We start from the raw sequence: 26168 nt of genomic DNA on the forward strand, positions 1-26168 counted from the left end.
ATCCAATATGAAGAATCTCGCGACGAACTTCGACACAAGCTAGATCTAGCGCAGCAACGCGAAGATATCGCCACCGACGTCCACGACCTGTTAGGGCACTCCCTGACGGTTATCAACTTGAAATCCGAGGTCGCACGACGAGCCATCGATTCTAATCCTGAGCAGGCACGGCAGGAACTGAACGAGATCAGCGAGCTATCGCGCACGGGGCTAGCCGAAGTTCGCTCCACCGTGACCCGCATGCGCACCCCCACCTTCGCTGGCGAACTGCAAGCAGCACGCCGGGCTTTGGAAACTAAAGAAATTACTGCGCACCTACCCGAGCCGTTAACGGCACCGGGCCCTCACGATTCGGTGTTTTCCTGGGCTCTACGAGAGCTCACGACGAACGTGCTAAGACATTCGGGAGCGACTGAGTGCTGGATAAGTATCACAAACACTAAGCTGCAGGTAAAAGATAACGGCTGTGGTTTTCAATGCCAGTGGACGCATACGAAGGGCGGGCTGTCAGGCTTGCGCGACAGAATTGAAGCCGCCGGCGGACGGCTGATCATACAACGCAAAGAGGGACTTAGCACCGTGCTAGTTTCCATGAGCGATGACAACACACTGATCGATAACGGCGCTGTGACAGAGGAATCTACCCCATGACCCCACCGATCCGAGTACTAATCGCCGAAGACCAATCGCTGGTACGCGGCGCGCTGGTCGCGCTGGTAAACGCGGAATCAGATATCGAGGTTGTGGCCGAATGCTCCACTGGCACAGAGGCTGTGCGCCTCGTGCGGGAAAAATCGATTGATGTAGCCCTGTTAGATATCGAAATGCCTGGGCTCAACGGGTTGGATGCAGCAGCGGAGCTTTCTCATGAGGCTTGCCGTTGCATAATCGTCACAACTTTCGGCAGAGCCGGGTACGTCAAACGTGCAATGGAAGTCGGGGTGGATGGGTTCGTCGTCAAGGACACCCCACCAGAACAGCTTGCCGACGCTATCCGCCGGGTCCAGGCCGGCATGCGCGTGATAGACCCAACGCTTGCACAAGAAAGTTTATTGACGCCCGATAATCCCCTGAGCAAGCGCGAAATTGAGGTATGCCAACAGCTATTCGAGGGCAAAAACTCGACTGCCATAGCCAGAGCGTTGTTTCTGTCACCGGGAACGGTGCGTAACCATATTTCCAGCATCATGGCGAAAACGGGAGCGGGTAACCGTTACGAGGCGGCATACCTGGCGAAGAAGAACGGCTGGATCTAAAAATTGGATTGATCAGTGCCCGACATAATAGGGTGTACAGTTCGACGCCCCGCCACTAGTAGAACTAGCAACGGGGCGTCGAATGCTTCTGCTGATCAGATCAGAAGCTAAAGGTACGGCGGCTATACGGCGAAGCCGAGTGCGCGCAGCTGTTCGCGACCTTCATCCGTGATCATCTGTGGACCCCATGGCGGCATCCATACCCAGTTGAGTTCTAATTCATCGCACTTCGTGTTACCCACGACAGCTTGTTCTGCCTGTTCGGCGATCACATCGGTCAACGGGCAGGCTGGCGAAGTCAGCGTCATGTTGATAACGCAGCGGGTCTTCTCGCCTTCTTCTTCAATCCAGATGTCGTAGAGCAAGCCGAGATCAACAACGTTGATACCAAGCTCTGGGTCGATGACGTCGCGCAAGAATTCTTCGCAGTCATAAGCCAGGCTTAATTGCTCTTCGGTTTGTTCCGGTTTCTCGCGCGCACCGTCGAATGAGGAGTTCTCATTCTGGTACGGATCAACCGGCTGGTCAGAGTTCTGTGTTTGAGTATTCTCAGACATTATTTCTCCAATTCATTCAGCGCATCCGCGGTCGCGGATTGGAACGCCTTCCACCCGAGTAGTGCACATTTTACGCGGGCTGGGTACTTCGAGACACCCGAAAACGCAACACCATCACCGATGAGTTCCTCATCGCCTTCTTCCTTACCGCGGGAGGTAATCATGCGCTCAAATTCCGCAAGCTTTTCCATCGCGTGGTCCCGTGACATTCCGATGAGTTCTTCGGCCATCACGGAGGTTGAGGCCTGCGAGATCGAGCATCCAACGGCGTCGTAAGAGATGTCATCGACGGTCTGGCCGTCAGCTGAGAGCTGTACGCGCAGCGTCAATTCATCACCACAGGAGGGGTTCACGTGGTGAACTTCGGCTTGATAGGGATCACGAAGTCCCCTGTGCTGCGGGTTTTTATAGTGATCTAGAATCACTTCCTGATACATCGATTCGAGATTCATCTAGATCAGACTCCAAAAAATTCTTGGGCGTGAACGATGCCGTCGGCAAGCGCATCGATTTCTTCGATGGTGTTATACAGGTAGAAGCTTGCCCGGGCAGTTGATTGCATTCCGAGACTGCGGTGCGCTGGCCACGCGCAGTGGTGCCCGACGCGCACGCACACGCCTTGATCATCCAGGACTTGCCCCAAATCGTGCGGGTGCACCCCGTCGACGACGAAAGATACGGCTCCGCCACGATTTTCGGTATCCAGTGGCCCAGCAATCTGTACGCCGTCGATCGCGGACAATTTTTCTAGGCAATACTTCGTCAGTTCTTGTTCGTGTGCGTGAATGTTGTCCATTCCGACCTCTTCCAAGAACTTCACGGCCGCACCCAGGCCGACGACCTGGCTGGTCATTTGCGTGCCGGCTTCGAAGCGCTGTGGCGGTTCCGCGAAGGTGGTGGATTCCATTTTGACGACTTCAATCATCGATCCACCGGTCAGAAACGGTGGCAGCTTTGCCAGCAACTCCGGCTTGCCGTAGAGCACGCCAACCCCGGATGGCCCGCACATCTTGTGCCCGGAAAATGCCGCGAAATCAACATCGAGCGCGCGGAAATCTACCGGCATGTGTGGGACCGATTGGCAAGCATCCAAAACCACCACAGCGCCGACGGCACGTGCGCGTTGCACGACCTCGTCGACGTCGACCACGGCACCAGTGACATTCGATTGGTGGCTAACGGCAACGACCTTCACCGTTTCGTCGAGCTCTAAGGAATCTAGGTCAATGCGCCCGTCGTCGGTCGTCGTGTACCACTTCAGCGTGGCTCCGGTCTTTTCACACAGCTCCTGCCAAGGGACGAGGTTCGCGTGGTGTTCGAGCTCGCTGACCACGACGGTATCGCCCTCTCCCACGTGCAGATCCCCTGCGCGCGGGTCGGCCAAGGTGAAGGCAACTAGGTTCAGTGCTTCGGTGGCATTCTTGGTGAATGCGATGTCCGCACCCGCGACGCCGACAAAGCGCGCGATTGCTTCGCGGGCATCTTCGTAAGCGTCGGTGGCTTCCTCTGCCAATTGGTAAGCACCTCGGTGCACGGGTGCGAAAGAATTCAGCACGAACTCTTTTTCTGCTTCCCACACTGCCGCTGGGCGCTGCGACGTCGCACCTGAATCCAGATAGATCAGTGGCTTATCGCCGCGGACCGTGCGCGACAGAATCGGAAATTGGGCCCGAATTGCATCGGTATCCAAAGTAGACATCGAAAGTTAAACCTAGTTTCTTCGTATCTGTGCAAACGTTGCAGGATCGGTCATGCCTCGAGTGCATGACCGTACCGGCTGGACCATTAGTGGTCGCGTTTACATGAACTGGTCGTAACCGCTGGACTCGAGGGTGTCGGCCAATTCAGCACCGCCAGTCTCGACGATGCGTCCCTTAGCAAACACGTGAACGAAGTCAGGGTTAACGTAGTTCAAGATGCGCTTGTAGTGGGTGATCATCATGATTCCGCCGTTGGTTTCTTCCTGGTAACGGTTAATTCCGTCGGAAACGATACGCAACGCGTCAACGTCAAGGCCGGAGTCGGTTTCGTCCATGATGGCGAATTTTGGTTTCAGCAGACCCAGCTGCAATACTTCGTGGCGCTTCTTCTCACCACCGGAGAAGCCTTCGTTAACCGAGCGCTCACCGAAGGACTTATCGATAGACAGCGCCTCGCGGGCTTCGTTGACTTCCTTGACCCATTCACGCAGCTTTGGGGCTTCACCGCGAACGGCGGATACTGCTGAGCGCATAAAGTTCGACGAGGAAACGCCCGGAACTTCGGTTGGGTACTGCATAGCGAGGAACAGACCGGCCTGCGCGCGCTCGTCAACTTCCATCTCCAGGATGTTTTCGCCGTCGAGAAGCACTTCACCGTCGGTGATTTCGTAACGAGGGTGACCCGACAAGGCGTAGGCCAAGGTCGACTTACCGGAGCCGTTTGGTCCCATGATGGCGTGAGTTTCGCCCGACTTGATGGTCAGGTTGACGCCTTTCAGGATTGGCTTTGGCTCTGCGGTCTCATCCGACGGCAGCACCTGAGCGTGCAGATTCTTAATTTCCAAGGTAGACATAGCTCACTCTTTCCGTGGTTATAGGTCGTGCGTGTAGGGGCGGCTGGAGCCGCTGCCCTAGCGATTTCGATTTCGTGTTATGCCGAGATGCTTGCGAGTTCGTCGTCGACTCGCTTTGCCAAGTCTTCGCGCAAATTCTGCACTGGAATGCGGTTGATGATCTCCAAGAAGAAGCCACGGATGATCAAACGACGTGCCTCTCCTTCTGGGATACCGCGCGACATCAGGTAGTAAACCTGCTCGTCGTCGAATCGGCCGACGGTTGCAGCGTGGCCAGCTCCAGCGATCTCGCCGGTTTCGATTTCCAAGTTTGGAATCGCATCTGCGCGGGCACCGTCGGTCAGCAACAGGTTGCGGTTAACCTCGTAGGTGTCAGTGTTTTCTGCGTTTGAGCGAATCAGAATATCGCCAACCCAGCACGAACGGGCGTCTGGCTTGGAAGAGCCCGGTGCTCCCTGAATCGCGCCCTTGTACATGACGTTGGAACGGCACGATGGTTGCGAGTGATCCATCAGCAGACGGTTTTCGAAGTATTGACCTTCGGATGCGTAGTACACGCCCAGCAATTCCGCGTCGCCACCTGGTGCACGGAAACCAACGCGAGGCACCATGCGAACGATCTCGCCGCCAAAGATGGCTGCGTTGTGGCGCAGGGTTGCGTCACGTCCCAGCGATGCAACCTGGTGTGACAGGTGCACTGCGTCATCGTCCCAATCGGCATCAACCACGACGTTGACGTGGGCGCCGTCACCGATGACAAATTCCACGTTGTCTGCGTGCGTGCCTGTGCCTTGGTAGTTCAATACGACGGTGACCTCAGCATGGTTGCCGATCTCTACCGACGTAGCACCGAAAGACGTTACATCGTCGCCTGCACCGGTGATCGTGATGACCACAGCATCGTCGTACTGCTTATCGCCGTCAATGGTGATGACCTGACCAGCGGGCATCGAAGTCCAAGCTTGCGCTGCGACACGGTCTGCCGGTGCGCCCGCACGTCCCAGACGGGAATCGTCCGGAGCAACTTTTTCGCTCTTGACGCCGTCTTGTTCGCTCACGCTGATGTTCTGTTCGACGACCTCGGCGAAGGTACCGTCGTGCAATCCGCGAAGGCTGCGCAGAGAGATATAGCGCCAGACCTCATCGCGTCCGCTGGGCACCGTGAAATCATCGACGTTGAACGACGTGAATTGGTCGCCCTTCGTGGCTGCTTTCGTGGTATTGAATTCGTTGGAGTTAACCAATTTAGCCCACGGATCCTTCCATTTGTAGTTCGATCAAGCGGTTCAATTCGAGTGCGTATTCCATTGGCAGCTCTTTAGCAATCGGCTCAACGAAGCCGCGCACAATCATCGCCATCGCTTCTTCTTCAGCGATACCGCGCGACATCAGGTAGAACAGCTGCTCTTCGGAGACCTGTGAGACCGTCGCCTCGTGGCCGAGAGTGACGTACTCGTTGCGGATGTCGTTGTATGGATAAGTATCGGTACGCGAGATGGAATCGACCAGCAAGGCGTCGCACTCAATATTCGACGTCGAGTGCTTCGCGTTCTTGTTGATCTGCACGAGTCCGCGGTAGGAAGCACGGCCACCTGCCCGGGCAACCGACTTCGATACCACGTTGGAGGAAGTCCGTGGAGCCATGTGCACCATCTTGGCGCCGGTGTCCTGGAACTGATTCTCGCCGGCAAAAGCCACGGACAGAACTTCGCCCTTGGCGCCTTCGCCAGTCATCCAGACGGCTGGGTATTTCATGGTGACCTTCGAGCCGATGTTGCCATCGACCCATTCCATGGTGGCGCCTTCTTCGGCCTTCGCACGCTTGGTCACGAGGTTGTAAACGTTCTGCGACCAGTTCTGGATCGTGGTGTAGCGGCAACGAGCGTTCTTCTTGACGACGATTTCCACGACGGCAGAGTGCAGCGAGTCCGACTTGTAAATCGGCGCGGTGCAGCCCTCAACGTAATGCACGTACGCGCCTTCGTCCACGATGATCAGAGTGCGCTCGAACTGACCCATGTTTTCCGTGTTAATGCGGAAGTATGCCTGCAGCGGGATATCGACGTGGACGCCCTTCGGCACGTAGATAAAGGAGCCGCCGGACCATACAGAGGTATTCAGCGCGGAGAACTTGTTGTCACCGGCTGGAATCACGGAGCCGAAGTATTCCTTGAAGAGGTCTTCGTATTCGCGCAGACCGGTGTCGGTGTCGACGAAGATGACGCCCTTTTCCTGCAAGTCTTCACGAATCTGGTGGTAAACAACTTCGGATTCGTACTGTGCGGCAACACCGGCAACCAGGCGCTGCTTTTCGGCTTCTGGAATACCGAGCTTGTCGTAGGTGGCTTTAATGTCTTCTGGAAGGTCTTCCCAAGAAGCCGCCTGCCCTTCGGTGGACGAGACGTAGTACTTAATCTGATCGAAATCGATGTCTGAGAGATCTGCACCCCACGTCGGCATCGGCTTCTTATCAAAGATCCGGTATGCCTTCAGGCGAGCTTCGAGCATCCATTCTGGTTCATTTTTGCGCCGTGAGATATCACGCACGACGTCTTCGCTAATTCCGCGTTCTGCGGATGCTCCCGCAACGTCGGTATCGTGCCAGCCGTATTCATAAGCACCGATCGAATCGATAATCTCATCATCGGTCATCTGTGGAGTCTCTGGCTTAGGTTGTGCCTGAGTCATGACCAGCTCCTTTCATGATGGTGGGTGATTGCGTCAAGGGAATATTTGTAGTGCAGATTCCGTGGCCGTCCGCGATGGTTGCCAAGGGCTGCACGTGATGGCTGAGCAGTGAAGTTATAACTTCATGCTCGGCTTCGCACAACTCGGGATGCTCTGCTGCTACGTGAGCAATCGGGCAATGATGCTGACACACCTGAATGCCAGATTCCGACGGGCGCACCGTCGACACGTAGCCATGGGCATTTAAAGCTTCCGCGAGTTGCTCAGCAGTACGTTCCACGGTTTCATTGTCAACGTCGTCAAGCGATGACGCTGGTGTAATTCTATCGAGAATTCGTAGAACCCGCTGACGCGCGAACTCACGAACAGCGTCCGGTCCCCCGGCCTCTCGCAGGGCATTGAGGGCGTCTGCTGCCAATGAATCGTAGGAGTGCCCAAAATTAGCACGTCCTCGATCCGTGAGACGGAAGTGCTTCGCCGGACGCCCACGCGATTGCCCACGTGGGCGTCGCTGTACGGTTTCGGTGAGACCATCTTCCACTAAAATGTCCAGATGCCTGCGCACACCCGCGGCCGATAAGCCGAGATGATCACCGAGACTGCTGGCCGTAACTGGCCCCAGCGTGAGCAACAAGTGCATTACTTGGCGCCGCGTATCGCCGTCAGTGGTGCGTGTTTCTTTCGAGGAAGTTCCAGAAGCTGAAAGCTCACTGGATCCACTCTCACTTCGAGCGGTCTCATGTGACCGGGCCACCACCATGCACCTCCTTAAGCTCCATCGGTTCGTCATCATTTGACAACACTAGTGTTCCTTAAATCAGGCGCAGTGTCCAACTGAACCAGGCTAATCATTCTGAACTACAACCGAGCACAGCTGGCCATATAAAGCCTTAGTTCTGTTTCATCGAAGCAGATGCGCGGCTGCCCAAGGCTAAAGCTGTTGGATTTCACAAACGTGGCGACCGCAGCTGCTGCCCGCTCGCATGAGTTATGACTAAAATATACTTTCGTGAATTTGCGCACGCTCAACCCTTGGCCACCTATTCGCTCGGTTTTACCGCGCGTGGGGACTGCGGGTTCACGCTCTGCACAGTTACACGACGAGACATCACCGATCCCTTCCCAAGCCCAGCCAACGAGATCGCAACGACGATGGTTTAGCTTTTTACGCTGGCTCGGCACCGTGGCAACGCTTCTGATTGGGCTCGGCGGCTTGGGCGCCGGAGCACTTCCGGTGATTAATAACCCTTATTCAGAGTTCCCCCTGGGGTCTTTGATGGCGCGAATGCTGCAGACGTCGTCAGCGTTGGTGATGATGGGAATCGCACTGCTAGCTTTCGCATGGATCGGGATGGCGCGATTCGTCGGCATCGACTTGTGTTTTCGAGCTGACCACAACAGAACTGTCACCACTACAGATTTAAAGAAAACGTTGGCAGCGTGGTCGCTACCATTAGTGTTCACTGCCCCGCTTTTCACACAAGATATTTATTCCTACCTCGCGAATGGCTCAATCGTCGCCCAAGGACTTAGCCCATATGAGGCAGGTCCGGTAGAGCTGCTAGGTGTTGATGATCCACTCGCGCGCTCTGTCCCTTTCATTTGGGCACAGTCCCCGTCGCCGTATGGGCCAGTGGCTCTCGGTATCGCAGGGATGATCAGTCATGTGACTGGCGACGGCATCATCTTCGGAGTTTTAGCCCACCGAATTATTTCCCTCCTCGGCATCGTGGCTATGGCCTGGGCTCTAGCGAAACTGGCGCGTCGCTGCCAGGTCGCACCAGAAACTGCACTCTGGCTAGGAGTACTCAACCCAGTCGTGATGCTGCATCTATTGGGTGGCATCCACAACGAAGCAATTCTATTAGGGTTCCTGCTCGTCGGTGTCGAGCTGGCGTTTCGCGGGATTGATTCCTCGAAGACAAGTACACGATGGGCATTACTGGCGACGAGCGGTTTCCTCATTTCCTGCGCGGGCATGGTCAAGGTTACTGGCTTTATTGCTTTGGGTTTTGTTGGAATGATGCTCGCAAAATCGCTAGCAGACAAAGGCATGCGCCAGTGGATTGCTGTGATAATTGCCGCAGGGTTTTATCTCATAGTGCTCGTTGTTAGTATCTTCACCGCTACCGTCGCCACGGGAATCGACCTCGGCTGGATTAGTGCACAAGGTGGTGCTGCGAGCATTCGCAGTTGGTTATCCTTGACCACTGCATTGGGAGTAAGCAGTGGTTTTATCGGCTCACTGCTCGGGCTCGGTGATCACACCGAATCAATCTTGGTGCTTACACGCACCCTCGGTGTCGTAGTGTCTGGCATTTTTCTCGTGCGCATGCTTTTCGCTACTTTGCGGGGAGCAATCAACCCAGTGGGTGGGCTTGGTATAGCCACGTTGGTTCTCGTCATATTCTTCCCTGTAGTACACCCCTGGTATTTGCTGTGGGCGATCGTCCCCCTTGCCGCATGGGCCAATCGTGCGGTCTTCCGTTTCTTAGTAACGATTTACTGCGTCATCGTCAGTTTTTTGACCTTGCCTCGAGGTATGGCGCTACCCGCTGACGTCGTTGCCGCCATTTATGTGCAAGCGTTCCTGAGTGTGCTGGCCATTTTTGGTCTCGCCAGCGTGTTTTATTACCTACTACGTCGTCAGCGAGACTCTGCCTTACAATGATGAGCGTGCATACAACTTTCGATGGCTCAAACGAGGCAAACGCGCAAGAAACGCCTGCCGTGGTGCTCGACTCCGTCAGCAAAAGCTACGGTGACACCACAGCAGTCAACGCGTTAAGCCTAACTGTGCCTCGCGGCTGTATTGTCTCCCTGCTTGGGCCAAACGGTGCAGGAAAAACCACCACCATTGAAATCTGTGAAGGTTTTACCAAACCCAGCGCAGGTAAAGTATCCGTTCTTGGGATGGACCCTTCGACGGAGCCCGACAAAGTCCGCCAACATATCGGGATGATGCTACAAGGCGGTGGTGGTTATTCTGGCGCGACGGTCATCGAGCAATTGAAATTGGCGGCACAATACTGTTTGAGCCCCCATGACCCCGAATGGTTATTAGAACTCGTCGGCTTGAGCGCACACCGTTCGACATCGTACCGCCGTTTATCAGGCGGGCAGCAGCAGCGACTTTCCCTCGCGCTGGCCTTACTTCCGCGTCCTGAATTAGTATTTCTTGATGAGCCGACCGCAGGTATGGATACTCAGGCGCGACGGTTGACGTGGGATCTCATCTCAGCACTGCGTCGCGACGGCGTAACCGTAGTAATGACGACCCATTTACTCGATGAAGCCGAGCGGCTTTCAGATTATATCTACATCATTGATCACGGCAGCCTACAGCTGGAAGGCAGTCCCGAATCGCTGCTCACAGAATTTGCAGGCGAAAGTCTAAGCTTTTCCACCAACAAGGAGCTACCACCAGGAGTCCTTCCCGACGAGTGGCGTCTGAGCACAGTCGGCCACAACCGTTACCAATTGCACGCTGAACCTACGCCGAAACTGCTCGCACAATTGACTAGCCTGCTTGCCGAACACAATACCTTGTTGCAAGAACTCAACGTCACTGCCCGTAATCTGGAAGAAGTATTCCTTTCTGTCACCGATAAGCTTGATCATCGTGCATAGTTTTCCAACCGATACCTTTCGCCCCGGCCCTAAACCAGCTTCGACACTGCGCATCACGCTCGCGCAAACGCGCATGGAAACGTCGTTAATCCTGCGTCACGGCGAACAGCTTTTGCTGAACATCGTCGTGCCGTTGGCGATTTTGATTGGCGCCTCAGCGGTTCCAGTCCTCGGTGAAAATCGCGGAATCGACGAAATTTTTCCCATGGTAATCACCGTCGCCGCCATGGGCTCAGGATTTACCGGCCAGGCCATCGCGGTCGCCTTCGACCGCCGCTATGGAGCACTCAAGAGACTCGGGGCATCCGGGGTGCCACGCCGGGCCATCATCCAAGGAAAAATTTGTGCAATCGTCATTGTTACCTTGCTACAAGCGGTCATCCTATCTATCGTGGCCGCTTTCCTTGGTTTCAGTGCTCATTTCGGGTCAATAATTTTAGCCGCCCTCGTGCTCTTGCTTTCAGCTGGCACTTTTACAGCTTTTGGCTTGTTCTTAGGGGGTACCCTGGCAGCCGAAAAGGTATTAGGACTTAGTAATTTCTGTTGGCTCGTGCTGCTTGGCGTTGTTGGATGGGTGTTGTATTCACAAGGACTCGGCGATAACGGCATCTGGTCGCTTGTTCCCTCCGTGGCAGTAGCATCTGCACTTTCCGAAAGTCTTGCCGGGGCATTCCCGTTGCTCGAATTAGTGATCACGTCCGCGTGGGGGCTGTTCGCGACTGCATTAGCGGTCAACAAATTCAGTTTTACTTAGCTCTGTAGGCTCAGTGCTCAGTAGACTCAGTCGAATTCGCTAAGCTGCGACTGTTGCTACAACAGTAGTAATACTGTGAGCAATCACTAGTCAGCCGGGATGCGCGCTAGTTCGGAACGAGACTACGTACCGAGTAGGATGAGCGTTGTGAGTACCGTAAACCAGCAGCCCAGCAGCAAAGTCGCAGGGCCAGAATCTTCAACTGCGGCAACGAATTCACTACAGTCACCGCCTGAACAAATGCGTCCCAACCTCCGGTGGCAACGTCGCTTGGCTCTGCTGTTGCTTCTCTCCCAAGCTGGAATTACTGTCTCTGGTTCGATCGTCCGAGTCACTGGTTCCGGACTAGGCTGCGATACTTGGCCAAACTGTCAGGAAGGTTCGCTCGTCCCCGTGGCAGGTGCGCAGCCGTGGATTCACCAAATTATTGAATTCGGTAACCGGTTGCTCACTTTCGTTGTAGTCGCGGCCGCGATCGCCGCTTTGTTTGCCGTGTGGAAAGCTGGTCGTCGGCGTGAATTAATCGTCTACGGCGTGCTATCCATCGTCGGCATCATTGTTCAAGCAGTGATTGGTGGCATTTCCGTACACATGGAATTGCACTGGTGGTCAGTCGCGTTGCACTTCCTGCCATCGATGCTGTTGGTGTGGATTGCAGCTTTGTTGTACACCAGAGTTCTGGAGGACGACGAACGACCTCCACAACGGGTCTTCGGCGCAAATACCCGTCGCTTCGCCGCTTGTGCTGCAGCTGCCCTTGCCGTCGTGCTCATCACGGGCACAATGGTGACGGGATCAGGCCCGCATTCCGGTGATGCCGAAGCAGGCATGGAAGGTCGCCTCGAGCTCGATACCGAGATGCTCGCTATTGTTCACGCGGTGTGCATGTACACCTATCTGCTATTGACACTGTTGGTGGTCTGGCAGCTGTACAAACAGCATGCTCCGCAACGCGCCAAATTTACCGCTTGGGTCCTCGTTGGCATGATTATCGTGCAGTGGGCGGTTGGTGTCGCCCAGTTTTATCTCGGCGTTCCACGATGGACAGTACCGTTCCACATTGCGATGAGCTCTGTTGTGGTTGCTTTCACCGCTGCATTGTGGGCGCGTGGTTATGCCCGACCACGTTTGCCAGGTGCTCCGTTCATGTTCAACAAAGCCCTGGCTAGGGAAAAATCATTGTCTGCAGAGAAATCAAAGGACTGATCCCGCTGGTCGAAATAATCGGTTCTGCACGCATTAACCTTGCAGAGCCCTAGAATCTATAGACCTAAATCTAACTAAATCTAATGTATTAAGCGTGACTACGGTCGCTCGTTGCTTATCCCCTGTAACCTCGTAGTTATGAAGGCAATACAGATTGAAGAAACCGGTGGGCCTGATGTCCTGCAACTCGTTGATTTAGCAGCTCCAGAGCCTACCGATGACCAAGTTCTCGTTGAAGTACTAGTTGCCGGCGTGAACTACATTGATACTTATTACCGGCAGGGCATCTATTCCGCCCAACCACCATTTACCCCTGGTTTTGAGGGTGTTGGTCGAGTCGCACACGACCCTGCTGGGCACATCGCAGTTGGAACCATGGTTGCATGGAACACCGCTTTTGGCTCCTATGCCGAAAAAGTCTGCGTCGACCGTGAGAAATTGGTAGCAGTGCCGAATGACTTCGATCTTCCCACCGCCGCATCGATGCTGCTCCAGGGAATTACCGCACATTATTTAACCCACGGTGTCTATGAGCTTGCCGACGGCGACAGCTGCTTGATTACAGCGGGCGCTGGAGGCGTGGGTCTAGTAGCTACACAGCTAGCAGTAGCAGCTGGTGCCACCGTATACACAGTGGTCTCAAGTGATGAAAAAGAAAAACTTTCCTACGAAGCCGGAGCCAGCCATGTGTTACGCTACGGTCCCGATTTGGCGGAACAAGTTCGCGAATTGACTGATGGTCGCGGTGTCGATGTCGTCTACGACGGCGTAGGCAAAGATACCTTCGAGCAATCGTTGGATATGGTTCGCGAACGTGGTGTCGTCTGTTTGTTTGGCGCAGCTTCCGGGCCCGTTGGTCCGATTGACCCACAAATCCTGAATCAGAAAGGGTCAATCTTCCTCACTCGCCCATCGGTGGCTGGATGGACCAGCCGCGAAGGCGAATTTCAAATGCGCGCCCAAGCAGTCGTTCAGGCAGTCGTGGATGGAGCTCTTCGGTTCCGCATCAGCAAAGAATATCCATTGGAGCAGGCCGCGCAGGCACATCGCGATCTCCAAGACCGCAAAACCACTGGTTCTATAGTGCTGCGTGTCCAGAACGATTAATCGCTAGCCCAGGAACGGAGTCCAGCCGACGACAGCGTCGACTGATAGCGTGAGGAACAGAATCGCCAGGTAATTATTGGACCAGATAAACAGCGCCATGGGTTGCACCTTGGCGCCTTTTTTCACGCCCTGGTGTAGGCGGAATGCCATATACAAAAAGACCGCGGCAGTGCTAACAGCACCTAGAAGGTAAATCCAGGACGCAGCAGGAATCAAGACGAATGATGTGATGACCATCGCCACGGAATACAGCAAAATCTGTCGCGTAACCTCAGATTCCTTGGCTACGACGGGCAGCATCGGGATACCTGCGCGTTTGTAGTCATCTTTGTACTTCATAGCCAAAGCCCAGGTATGCGGTGGCGTCCAGAAGAAGATGATCAAGAATAACGCAATAGCTTGCCACCATTGTGATGGTTGATCGGCAGGCGCGTTATCCGTAATCACGGCCCAACCGACCATGACTGGCATACAACCGGCCAGGCCGCCCCAAACAATATTTTGTGAAGTGCGACGCTTCAAGAATTTGGTATAAACCAGGATGTAGTGCACGTTTGTCAGAATCACGAACAGTGCTGCCAACCAAGAATTAGCTAACAAGCCCAGCCAGAGAACTGAAATAATCAATAGAACGGCACCGAAGACAGCGGCTTCTCTTTTCGATACTGCGTCATTAACCAAAGGGCGGCCACGTGTGCGCTTCATTTTCTGGTCAAGCTCATAATCAGCGACCATATTAAAAGTATGCGCAGCGGACGCACCCATCCAGCCACCCAACAGGGTGAGAATGATTAGGCCGAAGTTATTGGCTATCGCATCTGCACCCCGCTCTGCTTGCAGCATGGCGGGAAGCGCAGCTACCAAGAGCAGTTCAATGATCCGCGGCTTAGTTAACGCGAAATATGCCTTGATCTTCCCCAAGGAAAAATCCTCCAACAACGTGCCAATTAGTTCTCTCGATGCTTACCGTCCGTGGGATTTCGACGGCATAAGAGATAGTCGTTTACAAAGGGCGGAAAGTTCCCACCAACTTTCGGCGGATAAGAACTCACTGTCTCGAACCACCATATCCTACACGCTGCCCCCAGTGTGGCTCCTAATCGCATGCGAGTGCGCAAAAGTTCGCCCCTACCTTTAAACTATGGGGCACACCATTGTTATCACCGTAGTAAACAGATTGATGCGAGGAACCGGCTGTGTCACTGTCACCCAAACTCAAAGCTAAAACCATCCGTCGCTACCCCAGCGACTGGAGCGAGACGGATACCCGCGCTGTAGACACGGTGCGTCTGCTCGCAGCTGATGCCGTACAAAACTGCGGCTCTGGCCACCCTGGCACCGCTATGTCGCTGGCTCCGTTGGCGTATACGCTCTACCAGCGGGTACTCAACCACAACCCCGCGGACCCGAATTGGGCAGGGCGCGACCGCTTCGTACTTTCAGTTGGACACTCTTCTCTCACGCAATACATCCAGCTCTTTCTCGGCGGCTTCGGCCTTGAGCTCGAAGACCTGAAAAAATTACGCACCTGGGGTTCCCTAACACCAGGCCATCCGGAGTACGGCCACACCGCTGGCGTCGAAATCACGACCGGTCCGCTGGGGCAAGGCTTGGCCTCCTCTGTCGGAATGGCAATGGCCGCACGAAAAGAACGCGGCTTGTTCGATCCCGATGCCCCTGCAGGCGAATCCCCCTTTGATCACTACGTCTACACCATTTGCTCCGACGGTGATGTTCAAGAAGGCGTCACCGCCGAGGCTTGTTCGCTGGCTGGGACCCAGCAATTGGGCAACCTCATTGTCTTCTGGGATGACAACAATATTTCCATCGAAGATGACACCGATATTGCATTCTCGGAATCCGTCGCCAAGCGCTACGAGGCTTATGGTTGGCAAGTGCTCGAGGTTGGCTCCGGTGAAGACGTAAGCGCGCTGGAACAAGCAATTAAGTTGGCAAAGCAGGACACCACCCGCCCAACTTTTATTCGTGTGCAAACCGTGATTGCCTACCCGGCTCCGAACGCTATGAACACTGGCGCCTCTCACGGTGCAGCACTGGGCGAAGAGGAAATCCGTGCTACTAAAAACTTCCTCGGCTTCGACCCGGACGAGCACTTTCATGTCGACGATAAGGTACTAGAGCACACCCGCGCGCTGGTAGATCGTGGCACCAAAGCGCAGCAAGAATGGGAAGAACGCTTTGCTGATTGGGCAGAGAAAAATCCCGAGCGCAAGCAGTTGTTCGACCGCATGACGGCCTATGAACTGCCGGAGAACTTCGGTGAAGACATGCCGGTATGGCAGCCCGACGACAAAGGTATAGCTACCCGCAAAGCCTCGGCTGAAGCCTTGCAGGTCCTAGCAGCGCAATTACCAGAGCTCTGGGGTGGCTCAGCCGACTTAGCGGGTTCGAACAACACTGTCATCAAAGGTGCGCCGTCGTTTGGCCCACAATCTATCTCGACCGATATGTGGCAGGCCGACCCTTTGCATGGCCGCAACCTTCACTTCGGTATCCGCGAACACGGCATGGCTGCCATCATGAACGGAATCGCATTGCACGGCAACACCCGTGTCTATGGCGGAACCTTCCTGATTTTTTCGGAGTACATGTACCCTGCCGTACGCCTCGGCGCTTTGATGGGCACAGATACCTATTACGTCTGGACCCACGATTCCATCGGATTGGGTGAAGACGGCCCCACCCACCAGCCCGTCGAGACTCTGGCTGCTTTGCGCGCCATTCCGAACCTCTCAGTCATCCGCCCTGCCGACGCTAACGAAACCACCCAGGCGTGGGTTGCTGCGATGCGGCACGACAAAGGGCCAAAGGGATTGGCACTGACGCGGCAAAACGTACCAGTGCTAGAGGGCACCGCTGAGAAGGCAGCAGATGGAGTCGCCAAGGGCGCTTATGTGCTGGTCGAAGCCTCAGCGTCACCGCAGCTCATTTTGCTCGCTACCGGTTCGGAAGTGCACCTCGCTGTTGCTGCAGCCAAACGGTTGGAATCCGAAGGCGTAGCGACGCGGGTGGTCTCCGCTCCATGCCTGGAGTGGTTCGAAGAACAAGACGATGACTACCGTGAATATGTGCTGCCACGCGAGGTAACCGCCCGCGTTTCCATCGAAGCCGGTCTGGCGATGCCGTGGCACAAATACACCGCACCGTATGGTCGCCAGGTTTCGCTTGAGCATTACGGCGCTTCAGCTCCAGCAGAAGAGCTCTTCGAGAAGTTCGGTTTCAGCGTCGACAATGTTGTAGCCGAAGCGAAAAAAGCTTTGGAGCAAGCACCAGAAGCTTCTGAAGTTTCGGGCTGGAACTCCCCAAAAGCCGCAAATAATGCCGGTAGCTCAAATGATCCAGAGTCCGCACACGCTAGCGATTCTGTGACCCCAGCGCAGGCTATCGATTCTGCTGACGCTGATACCCCCCCCGCAGAACTCGCAGCCATCGGCACCGCAACGTGGTTAGATGATCTTTCTCGTGAACGTATCTCTTCCGGCAACCTCAAAGAACTCATCGAGACTAAATCCGTGCTGGGTGTGACCACGAACCCGGCGATTTTCTCGGCTGCAATGAGTACAGGAAATTCCTACGACGAAGACATTGCCTCGCTGGCAGCGAAGAAAGTAACTGCCGACGATGCGGTCTACGAGATGGCCATTCACGACGTGCAAGATGCCTGCGACGTCTTGTCGTCGGTTTATCAACGCACCGGCGGAGCCGACGGACGCGTGTCCATCGAAGTTGATCCACGTATTTCTGCCGACACCGACAAAACTCTCTCCCAAGCTCGCGAGCTGTGGAAGACCGTCGACCGCGAGAACGCGATGATCAAGATTCCCGCTACTCCGGAAGGTCTTCCCGCGATCACCGCTGCGCTGGCAGAAGGCATATCCGTCAACGTCACTCTGATCTTCTCGGTCGAGCGATACCGAGAAGTCATTCGTGCGTACAAAGACGGCATTAAACAAGCACAAGAGAACGGTCTTGACCTTTCCAAGATTCACTCGGTCGCGTCCTTTTTCGTATCCCGGATTGACACCGAAGTTGATAACCGGCTGGAAGAAATTGGCACCGACGAAGCACTCGAGCTGCGCGGAAAAGCCGGAATCGCAAATGCACGGCGAGCTTATGCATTATTCATCGACGAGTTCCGTGATTTCGACATACCAGGAGCGCACAAGCAACGTCCGCTGTGGGCGTCGACAGGCGTGAAAAACCCCGAGTACCCTGCAGATATGTATGTCACCGAATTAGCTGGCCCCGATACGGTCAACACTATGCCGGAAGCCACACTGAACGCAGTGTTGGATAGCGGTACTATCAAGGGCGATACGTTGACTGGCGCCGGCGACAACGCTGGAGCAGTTTTCAGCAAGCTGGAATCATGCGGCATTGATTTCGCAGACGTCTACGCAAAACTTGAGCTCGAAGGCATCGAGAAATTTGTGAAAGCGTGGGACGAACTTTTGGAATCGGTTTCGCAGCGGTTACAGCGCGACTAGCGCCTGATCAACTCGTACGACCCACGCCCGCATTGTGCGGCAGAGAAAGGACAAACCGCCTGTGACGTCGCATCCTTGGCACAATCCCTTGCGCAATCCGCACGATTCCCGACTGCCGAGGATCGCCGGGCCTTCGGGCATGGTGATTTTTGGAGTCACAGGCGATTTAGCTTATAAAAAGCTGCTGCCAGCAATCTATGACCTCGCAAACCGTGGCTTATTGTCTTCTGCGTTCATCCTCGTTGGCTTCGGTCGACGCGAATGGTCGAACGAAGATTTCGTCGATTACGTCAAAGCGGCAGTCCAAGACGGCGCCCGAACTCCGTTCCGGGAAAACGTATGGCGCCAGCTCGCTTCCGGCATGGAATTCGTCGTCGGTGGATTCGATGATGCTGGCTTCGACCGGCTCGCTAGCCGAATCAACGAAGTCGACGGGCAACGCGGTACAGCCGGCAACTGGGCTTATTACTTGTCTATCCCCCCAAGTTTCTTCTCCGAGGTATGCCACCAACTCGAACGCACAAACATGGTCAGCGCCCAGCCTGGTGCATGGCGGCGAGTGATCATCGAGAAGCCTTTCGGGCACAACGAGAAATCAGCGCGCGAACTCAACGAGATTGTCAACCAGGTTTTCCCAGAAGACTCCGTCTACCGCATCGATCATTACCTCGGTAAAGAAACCGTACAGAATATCTTTGCGTTGCGCTTTGCCAATTCGATTTTCGAACCAATTTGGAATGCACAACACATTGACCACGTGCAGATTACGATGGCAGAAGACATCGGGCTCGGAGGGCGTGCGGGATACTATGACGGCATCGGTGCCGCGCGCGATGTGATGCAAAACCACTTGCTGCAACTCCTAGCACTGGTTGCGATGGAGGAACCGGTCTCGTTCACCCCGGCGGCCTTACGTGCAGAGAAAATCAAGATTCTGCAGGCCACCTCGCTGGCGATGCCCTTGGAACACAATACCGCGCGTGGCCAGTATTCAGCAGGATGGCAGGGTTCACAAAAAGTGCTTGGCCTGCGAGAAGAAGAGGGATTCGATCCAGAATCGAAGACCGAAACCTATGCTGCCTGCACACTGGAAATCAATTCCAGGCGCTGGGCGGGAGTGCCGTTCTACCTGCGTACGGGCAAACGCTTGGGTCGCCGCGTCACGGAAATCGCGCTGGTATTCAAGCATGCTCCACACCAACCATTCGCCAATAACGGTGCACAGCATGGGCAAAACACCATCGTCATTCGAGTCCAACCCGATGAGGGTGTGCTCATGCGTTTCGGGTCAAAGGTGCCAGGCTCAGGTATGGAAGTTCGCGATGTCAACATGGATTTCTCTTATGCCGAAGCATTCACTGAAGAATCCCCTGCAGCCTACGAGCGCCTCATTCTGGATGCGCTGTTGGATGAATCAAGTTTGTTCCCTACGAACAAAGAAGTCGAATTGAGCTGGGAGATTCTTGATCCGATGCTTGAGTATTGGGAGCATGCGCAGCAACCCGAGAGTTACTCCGCAGGCAGTTGGGGCCCGGCCAGCAGCGATGCGATGCTGGCACGACGTGGCCACAGCTGGCGGCGCCCATAATCAGTATCCGTGTACCAACACAGAACAAGGACTAATTATTTACCATGATTCATTTCCTCACGGATACGACAACCACCGATATTGCCCGCGAGCTCAACCGCGCTCAAGAGCACTACACGCTCACCACCGGCCGCGTGTTGACGTTGGTCATCGTGGCCTCCGCTAGTGACGACGTAGAAGCAATCTTGCAAGCCAGTCGCGATGCTTCGCACGAACACCCCGCTCGTGTGTTGATTCTGTTGATTGCAGATTCCAGCGACGAGACTTATCTCGATGCGGAATTGCGCGTCGGTGGAGAGGCTGGCGCCTCGGAAATCGTAGTCATGACCCTCAACGGCGACATGGCACACCACCCCTCCGCAATCGTCACCCCGCTACTGTTGCCAGATACCCCCATCGTGGCCTGGTGGCCTAAACTGCACCCAGATAAGCCGTCGACCGATCCGATCGGGCAGATTGCGCAACGCCGAATCACCACCGCGACAGAGTTTTCGAAGCTTGCACAGCATTATGCCCCGGGAGATTCCGACACCGCGTGGTCCGGTATTACTGCTTGGCGCGGCATCGTCGCCTCAGCTTTAGATCGCTACCCCAACCACAACGTAGAGCGGGTGACTATCAGCGGCGACGGCGGTCCGGAACAGACTATTGCTGCAGGTTGGCTCGCCGACGCTTTGGGAGTCGAAGTTTCTTATCAAAGCCACAACACAGCACGCACGAATGCTAGCGCGGATATCTCGGTAGTTCCAGAACAATTCGCAATCGAGAAACTAGAGTTGTTCATGGACGACGGCGAATCCATCCGTGTCTCATGTGCAGATAATCATACCGTCAGCGTCGAAATACCGGGTGCTGCGCGCAGCCTGGTCGCCTTAAATGTTCGCTGCTGGGCCGAGCGCTTGTCAGAAGAATTGCGACACCTAGAACCTGACGAAATCTATGCCCGCTCGTTACACGCAAGCCAAAACCTCTAACTGCTCACTTAGCCCTCTGCTGCGAAAGGATATTCACGAATGACAACGATTTTTCCTGCGACAGACAAACAAGACCTAGCTGTTAAAGTTGCCGAACGGTTTATCGCCCTGGTTCGTGATATTCAAGACAGCGAGGGCGGTGCGCACGACGACGGCATCGCCCGCGTCGTACTAACCGGCGGGTCCTCGGGACTCGCGGTTCTCGAAGCTTTAGCACAAACTGCGCATTCGCACGAGCTTGATTGGTCTCGGATTGAGTTTTTCTTCGGCGACGAACGCAACGTTCCGGTCGACGATAGCGAATCCAATGAAGGACAAGCCCGGCGAGTTTTGCTCGACCAGCTAGAAATTCCCGCGCATCGAGTGCATGGATACAGCCTGAGCGGTGGCAATGATCTCACTGAGCGCGCCGACGACTATACCGCAGAAATCAAAGAATTCGCACCGGCAGGCTTCGATATCCACTTGCTCGGGCTTGGCGACGATGGCCACATCAATTCTTTGTTCCCAAACCATGCGGGGCTTAACGACGACGCCACCGTCATCACCGTGACCGATTCTCCTAAACCACCGGCGCAACGCCTAAGCCTTGGTTTGTCGCAACTCGCTTTCGCTGATCGAATTTGGTTTTTAGCTGCCGGAAAGAATAAAGCAGACGCAGTTGCCCGATTGGTTTCGACAGAAGGCTCAGGCCAGGATTGCCCAGCAACACTCGTGCACGGACGCATCGAGACGCTACTGTTTAGCGATGTCATCCCCGCTCACTAATTACTAAACGCTGCAGCTCTCCTGCCAAAGGAAAATGACGCCTTCTCTAAAGAGAAGGCGTCATTGTATTTACGGGCCCCTGTGAGTTTGTGAGCCCGTCGATCGAGTTCAGAGAATTTTTAGACGGCTAAGCGAGCCAGCCACCTACCCGAGCTCAGCGTTAAAGGTTGTAAGCCTGCAACAAGTTAAGAGCTACGATGGCGGCGATCCAAATCAGCGCCAAAACGATGGTATAGCGCGTCAGGTTCTTTTCCACCACAGTAGAACCAGATAAGTTTGACTGCACACCGCCACCAAACAGGCTCGACAGGCCTCCGCCTTTACCCTTGTGGAGCAGAATAAAAATCGTCATCAAAACTGCTGTTATCAGCAGAATGATCTGCAGCGCTAGTTGCATTCAGGTTTTCCTTCACAAAGAGTGCGAGTTAAATGGGTATACCGTCCATCGAGTATACCCCTAAGAGTGGATCAGTGCGTGACCAACTGCAAATTTTATACGAAAATTACAATAACGTAAGTTTCATCCAAGCCGTTAGTCGCTGCAGTTCCTAGATGGTCGCGCTAGATATTCGCGACCGATGCCGCAGCTAGTTTGGCAAATTCTTCGCCATCCAATGATGCTCCGCCCACCAGGCCACCGTCTACGTCTGGCTGGGCGACTATCTCTGCGATGGAGTCGGTGCGCACCGACCCACCGTACAGGATACGCATTGACGCAGCCGTGTCTTCGTCCGAAAGCCGTGTGACTAATTCCCGCAGCGCTTTGCAAACTTCTTGCGCGTCGTTCGGTGAAGCAGCCTTGCCGGTGCCGATCGCCCACACCGGTTCATATGCCAGCACCGTATCTCGCAGCTGCTGAGTGTTTAAGCCTTCAAGGGAGTTACGAGCTTGATCGACGATGTAGTCAAGGTAGCTTCCAGATTCGCGGATATCGAGCGATTCACCGACACATACGATCGGCTTAATTCCGTTCTTATGCGCGATTTGAGCTTTTTGCGAGACTAAGTCGGAAGTTTCGTGGTGGTACTGTCGGCGTTCCGAATGACCAACGATGACCCATTCACAGCCCAACTTCGCCAGCATAGGAGCTGAAATATCACCGGTATAGGCGCCTTTTTCCTGCGGGGCAACATTCTGCGCGCCATAGCTAATCTTCATTTTCTCCCCGTTTACTACGGTCTGAATCGAGCGCAGATCAGTAAACGGTGCGAGAACGGCGATATCTACTTTTTCGTAGTATTCCTTGGGTAAAGCGAAAGTCAGCTTCTGGATATTTTTGATGGCCTCGAGGTGATCAAGGTTCATCTTCCAATTTCCGGCAATCAGCGGCGTACGTGCCATGTGTTTCTCCTAGCTTAAGTGGGAGGCTTCGGGTTATAACTCGGATCAGGTGCCGAGTTGGGTAGCTCAGTTGCGCTACAGCAAATGCGAATAAAACAGCTTGGCAACGTATTCGTCGCCAAGCTCATGAGCCCTAGCGCTCCAAAACAGCAACACCAGGCAATTGCTTGCCTTCGAGGAATTCCAGCGATGCTCCTCCGCCAGTGGAAATGTGGCTGAAGCCATTCTCGTCCAACCCTAACGCGCGCACCGCCGATGCGGAATCGCCGCCGCCGACCACTGTGAATGCACCAGAATTGGTTGCAGCAATGATCGCCTTGGCCACACCCGCTGTGCCGTGAGCAAATGGTTCTTTTTCAAACACTCCCATGGGACCATTCCAGAACACGGTTTTCGACGCAGTGATGATTTCTGCGAATTTCTCCACCGATTGCGGTCCAATATCTGGCGAGAGCCATCCTTCCGGAATCCCAGCCAAATCCACGACCTGGGTATTGGCATCGGCAGAGAACTCGTCGGCGGCGAGTAAATCCACCGGCAAGCAAATCTTGTCACCGAAACGCTCCAACAGCTGTTTGCACGTATCGATCATGTCCTCTTGTAACAAGGAATTCTGTACGTTGTAGCCTTGCGCGGCGAGGAAGGTGTAGCACATTCCACCACCGATGATGATATGCGAAGCTTTGCCAGCGAGCGCTTCGATTACCCCGAGCTTATCGGATACTTTCGAGCCACCGAGCACAACGGTGTAATCCTGTACTGGATCATCCGCAACCACCGATAACTTCTCAAGCTCAGCTTCCACGAGGTAGCCAGCATAAGCATCGAGCTTCTCAGCGACGTCGTACACAGAAGCCTGCGCTCGGTGCACCACGCCAAAGCCGTCAGAAACGAAAACGCCATCATCGGCGGCTAGTGCGGCCAGTTCTGTCGCGAATTCAGCGCGTTCGGCGGCGTCTTTTGAGGTCTCACGAGCGTCAAAACGGACGTTTTCGAGCAACATGACGTCGCCTTCGTTAAGCCCATTCGCGCGCTCATGTGCATCTTCCCCAGTCACATCTTGTGCCAAGGCCACCCACTGGCCGAGTGCCTCGGACAATGCTTCGGCTACCGGTGCCAACGAATATTTCTCGTTGAATTCACCTTTCGGCCGGCCCAGGTGTGCAGCCACGATGACTTTCGCACCGGCATCAACCAAAGCCTGGATAGTCGGCAGCGCAGCATTGATTCGGCCTGCATCTGCGATAGTGCCCTCGTCAGTCAACGGGACGTTGAGGTCGGCGCGCACTAGAACATGCCGAGAATCTAGATCCTGCTGTAACAGTTCCTCGAGCTTACGAAATGCCACTGTATCTTCCTTTACGCGTTCAGGATTCGATGCTTGTTAACGCTCGTTCATACTTAAAGCGCCGTATTTTACGGGTTATAGCTGTGCGCCCACGTGCTTGCATAAGCGCAAGAGCTGGCTACTGTAACCCCACTCGTTGTCATACCAGGCAACAATCTTGACCAAATTATCACCGATGACCTTAGTCAGTGGTGCGTCAAAAATTGCGCCGTGACTGTTACCAACGATGTCAGTAGAGACCACTGGCGCAGTGGAGTATTCAACGATTCCAGCGAGAGGGCCTTCGGCAGCTTCACGCACCGCAGCGTTGATATCGTCAACGGTCACGGCACGCTCTGCTCGGAAAGTCAGCTCCATTGCGGACCCCGTTAACGTCGGCACCCGCAGCGCATAGCCATCGAGTTTGCCGTTGAGCTCGGGGATGACGATACCAACGGCTTTCGCCGCACCCGTAGAGGTCGGGACGATATTGTGTGCTGCCGCCCGCGCACGGCGCAAATCCTTGTGTGGGCCGTCGACTAGCTGCTGATCACCGGTGTAGGCATGCACGGTAGTCATCAAACCAGAGACGATACCGAATTGCTCATGAAGCACGGAGGCGATCGGTGCCAAACAGTTGGTCGTGCACGAAGCCGCCGAGACAACCTGATGAGCAGCGTTATCGTAACTATCCGAATTAACGCCGTACACGAAAGTCGCATCAACATCTTTACCTGGGGCGGAAAGAATTACCTTCTTCGCACCAGATTCCAGGTGCGGACGTGCCTGCTCACTGGATCGGAATTTACCGGTCGACTCAACCACGATGTCAACACCGTGGGTTTCCCAGTGCAACTGCGCTGGGTCTTTAATGCTAGTAAGAGCTATCGGAGCGCCGTTGATGACCAAATTGTCCTCGCCATCAACGGATACGTCCGCATCGAGAATGCCGAAAGCAGTATCGTACTTCAGCAAATGAGCTAATGTTTCCGGTGCTGCCACGTCGTTGATGGCAACTACCTCGATATCGCCAGGCGATTCGAGGACAGCGCGCAAAAAGCTGCGCCCAATGCGACCAAAGCCGTTAATTCCTACGCGAATCATAAGGCCATGCTACCGCGAATCGTTCTGCCCTGCCTGCCCAGTCTTCTCGGTATCGTTGTCATGCGCATCACCATCGTGCGCAGAGTCAGTTTCCTCGTCGAAAAGATCCTCGTCGATGCCTTCGGTGGTATTGGGAATTCCTAACTCCTCAGCGCGTTTATCCGCCATCGACAGCAGGCGGCGAATGCGGCCGGCAACCGCATCCTTCGTCATCTGCGGATCACCAAGCTTGCCGAGTTCTTCCAGGGAGGCTTGGCGATATTTCACACGCAGATTTCCAGCATCAGCCAAATGCTCTGGCACATCGTCACCAAGAATCTCCATCGCTCGGTGGACTCGCGCTGCAGCAGTGACTGCTGCACGAGCTGAACGGCGCAAGTTCGCATCGTCGAAATTGGCCAACCGGTTCTGTGACGCTCGCGCTTCCCGGCGCAACCGTTTGTCGTCCCATTCCAAACGCGTGACTTGCGCGCCCATACGGCTAAGAAGTGCCCCAATCGCTTCACCGTCACGGATCACTACGCGATCCGTGCCACGTGATTCTTTAGTCTTTGCCACGATTCCCAAACGTCGAGCACAACCGACCAAAGCCAATGCCGCTTCCTGGCAAGGACAAGCGATTTCGAGTGAGGACGACCGACCAGGTTCGGTCAATACACCTTGCGCCAAAAATGCTCCACGCCAGGCCGCCTCATTATCAGCGATGGTGCCAGAAATCACCTGCGGGGGAAGGCCGACGACAGCATGCCCCGATTTTGTTACCAGCCCAAGACGACGAGCGATCTTTTTCGCATCGCGGGTAATAC

At 54.8% G+C, this 26168-nt stretch carries 23 protein-coding genes and 2 pseudogenes; 12 read left to right on the plus strand and 13 right to left on the minus strand.

All coding sequences use genetic code 11. The annotated features are described in order from the left end of the window. Both RCH87_RS04740 and RCH87_RS04745 read left to right on the plus strand, forming a co-directional pair. On the plus strand, window positions 1-651 hold a 651-nt coding region (locus RCH87_RS04740; protein ID WP_306515584.1), incomplete at its 5' end, for a sensor histidine kinase. Beyond that, a complete protein-coding gene (locus RCH87_RS04745; protein WP_306515585.1) occupies window positions 648-1256 on the plus strand; it encodes a response regulator transcription factor in 609 nt (202 codons plus the stop codon). The genes RCH87_RS04740 and RCH87_RS04745, both read left to right, overlap by 4 nt. A 122-nt stretch (window positions 1257-1378) precedes the next feature. Here RCH87_RS04745 and RCH87_RS04750 read toward each other — a convergent pair whose 3' ends face one another. The 7 genes from RCH87_RS04750 to RCH87_RS04780 all read right to left on the minus strand — a co-directional run bounded on the left by RCH87_RS04750 (window position 1379) and on the right by RCH87_RS04780 (window position 7695). Then, window positions 1379-1813, minus strand: coding sequence for a metal-sulfur cluster assembly factor (locus RCH87_RS04750; protein ID WP_306515586.1), 435 nt, complete (start codon window positions 1811-1813; stop codon window positions 1379-1381). Beyond that, window positions 1813-2265 carry a Fe-S cluster assembly sulfur transfer protein SufU gene (sufU, locus tag RCH87_RS04755; protein ID WP_306515587.1) on the minus strand — a complete coding sequence of 151 codons (453 nt, stop codon included), beginning with the start codon at window positions 2263-2265 and terminating at the stop codon, window positions 1813-1815. Before sufU ends, RCH87_RS04750 begins: the two co-directional genes overlap by 1 nt. Before the next feature lie 5 nt (window positions 2266-2270). Continuing rightward, a complete protein-coding gene (locus RCH87_RS04760; RefSeq protein ID WP_306515588.1) occupies window positions 2271-3512 on the minus strand; it encodes a cysteine desulfurase in 1242 nt (413 codons plus the stop codon). A 99-nt stretch (window positions 3513-3611) separates the two neighbouring features. Then, window positions 3612-4367: a Fe-S cluster assembly ATPase SufC gene (gene sufC, locus RCH87_RS04765; RefSeq protein WP_306515589.1), complete on the minus strand. Its 756-nt coding sequence runs from the start codon at window positions 4365-4367 to the stop codon at window positions 3612-3614. A gap of 77 nt (window positions 4368-4444) precedes the next feature. Continuing rightward, window positions 4445-5611 carry a Fe-S cluster assembly protein SufD gene (gene sufD, locus RCH87_RS04770; protein ID WP_306515590.1) on the minus strand — a complete coding sequence of 389 codons (1167 nt, stop codon included), beginning with the start codon at window positions 5609-5611 and terminating at the stop codon, window positions 4445-4447. Window position 5612: 1 nt separating this feature from the next. Continuing rightward, window positions 5613-7055: a Fe-S cluster assembly protein SufB gene (gene sufB, locus RCH87_RS04775; RefSeq protein ID WP_306515591.1), complete on the minus strand. Its 1443-nt coding sequence runs from the start codon at window positions 7053-7055 to the stop codon at window positions 5613-5615. Then, a complete protein-coding gene (locus RCH87_RS04780; RefSeq protein ID WP_373690923.1) occupies window positions 7036-7695 on the minus strand; it encodes a helix-turn-helix transcriptional regulator in 660 nt (219 codons plus the stop codon). Before RCH87_RS04780 ends, sufB begins: the two co-directional genes overlap by 20 nt. A 369-nt stretch (window positions 7696-8064) precedes the next feature. On the opposite strand from RCH87_RS04780, the gene mptB reads away from it, so the two are divergent. The 5 genes from mptB to RCH87_RS04805 all read left to right on the plus strand — a co-directional run bounded on the left by mptB (window position 8065) and on the right by RCH87_RS04805 (window position 13752). Beyond that, complete coding sequence (gene mptB, locus RCH87_RS04785) at window positions 8065-9726, plus strand: polyprenol phosphomannose-dependent alpha 1,6 mannosyltransferase MptB (RefSeq protein ID WP_306515593.1); 1662 nt, start codon at window positions 8065-8067, stop codon at window positions 9724-9726. Beyond that, complete coding sequence (locus tag RCH87_RS04790) at window positions 9723-10685, plus strand: ABC transporter ATP-binding protein (protein ID WP_373690921.1); 963 nt, start codon at window positions 9723-9725, stop codon at window positions 10683-10685. Before mptB ends, RCH87_RS04790 begins: the two co-directional genes overlap by 4 nt. Next, on the plus strand, window positions 10678-11439 hold the full coding sequence (locus RCH87_RS04795; RefSeq protein ID WP_306515604.1) for an ABC transporter permease: 762 nt from the start codon (window positions 10678-10680) through the stop codon (window positions 11437-11439). Before RCH87_RS04790 ends, RCH87_RS04795 begins: the two co-directional genes overlap by 8 nt. A gap of 240 nt (window positions 11440-11679) precedes the next feature. After that, a complete protein-coding gene (locus tag RCH87_RS04800) occupies window positions 11680-12645 on the plus strand; it encodes a heme A synthase (RefSeq protein ID WP_306515605.1) in 966 nt (321 codons plus the stop codon). A 138-nt stretch (window positions 12646-12783) separates the two neighbouring features. Next, a complete protein-coding gene (locus RCH87_RS04805; RefSeq protein ID WP_306515594.1) occupies window positions 12784-13752 on the plus strand; it encodes a quinone oxidoreductase in 969 nt (322 codons plus the stop codon). A 3-nt stretch (window positions 13753-13755) separates the two neighbouring features. On the opposite strand, the gene RCH87_RS04810 is transcribed toward RCH87_RS04805, so the two are convergent. After that, window positions 13756-14691 carry a heme o synthase gene (locus RCH87_RS04810; protein WP_306515595.1) on the minus strand — a complete coding sequence of 312 codons (936 nt, stop codon included), beginning with the start codon at window positions 14689-14691 and terminating at the stop codon, window positions 13756-13758. Between the two features lie 257 nt (window positions 14692-14948). Here RCH87_RS04810 and tkt point away from each other — a divergent pair. The 5 genes and pseudogenes from tkt to pgl form a co-directional block, all read left to right on the plus strand. After that, window positions 14949-17042 (plus strand): annotated as a pseudogene (gene tkt / locus RCH87_RS04815) (transketolase); the annotation flags it as partial. Window positions 17043-17198: 156 nt separating this feature from the next. After that, window positions 17199-18260 (plus strand): annotated as a pseudogene (gene tal, locus RCH87_RS04820) (transaldolase); the annotation flags it as partial. A 139-nt stretch (window positions 18261-18399) separates the two neighbouring features. Further along, window positions 18400-19848, plus strand: a complete 1449-nt coding sequence (gene zwf / locus RCH87_RS04825) for a glucose-6-phosphate dehydrogenase (protein WP_306515607.1) — start codon at window positions 18400-18402, stop codon at window positions 19846-19848. Window positions 19849-19892: 44 nt separating this feature from the next. Then, entirely contained in the window at window positions 19893-20822 is a 930-nt protein-coding gene (locus tag RCH87_RS04830; protein WP_306515596.1) for a glucose-6-phosphate dehydrogenase assembly protein OpcA, read from the plus strand. A gap of 39 nt (window positions 20823-20861) precedes the next feature. Then, the gene (gene pgl, locus RCH87_RS04835; protein ID WP_306515597.1) at window positions 20862-21590 is read left to right on the plus strand and encodes a 6-phosphogluconolactonase; all 729 of its coding nucleotides are present in this window, start codon (window positions 20862-20864) and stop codon (window positions 21588-21590) included. A gap of 160 nt (window positions 21591-21750) precedes the next feature. Here pgl and secG read toward each other — a convergent pair whose 3' ends face one another. From secG to whiA, 5 genes are all read right to left on the minus strand, one after another. Further along, on the minus strand, window positions 21751-21987 hold the full coding sequence (secG, locus tag RCH87_RS04840) for a preprotein translocase subunit SecG (RefSeq protein ID WP_306515598.1): 237 nt from the start codon (window positions 21985-21987) through the stop codon (window positions 21751-21753). A gap of 164 nt (window positions 21988-22151) precedes the next feature. Then, on the minus strand, window positions 22152-22931 hold the full coding sequence (tpiA, locus tag RCH87_RS04845; protein ID WP_306515599.1) for a triose-phosphate isomerase: 780 nt from the start codon (window positions 22929-22931) through the stop codon (window positions 22152-22154). A 133-nt stretch (window positions 22932-23064) separates the two neighbouring features. Continuing rightward, on the minus strand, window positions 23065-24279 hold the full coding sequence (pgk, locus tag RCH87_RS04850; protein WP_306515600.1) for a phosphoglycerate kinase: 1215 nt from the start codon (window positions 24277-24279) through the stop codon (window positions 23065-23067). 75 nt (window positions 24280-24354) lie between these two features. Then, window positions 24355-25362, minus strand: coding sequence for a type I glyceraldehyde-3-phosphate dehydrogenase (gene gap / locus RCH87_RS04855; protein WP_306515601.1), 1008 nt, complete (start codon window positions 25360-25362; stop codon window positions 24355-24357). A gap of 9 nt (window positions 25363-25371) precedes the next feature. Continuing rightward, on the minus strand, window positions 25372-26168 hold a 797-nt coding region (gene whiA / locus RCH87_RS04860), incomplete at its 5' end, for a DNA-binding protein WhiA (RefSeq protein WP_306515602.1).

Source organism: Corynebacterium sp., from assembly GCF_030826625.1.
Lineage (GTDB): Bacteria > Actinomycetota > Actinomycetes > Mycobacteriales > Mycobacteriaceae > Corynebacterium.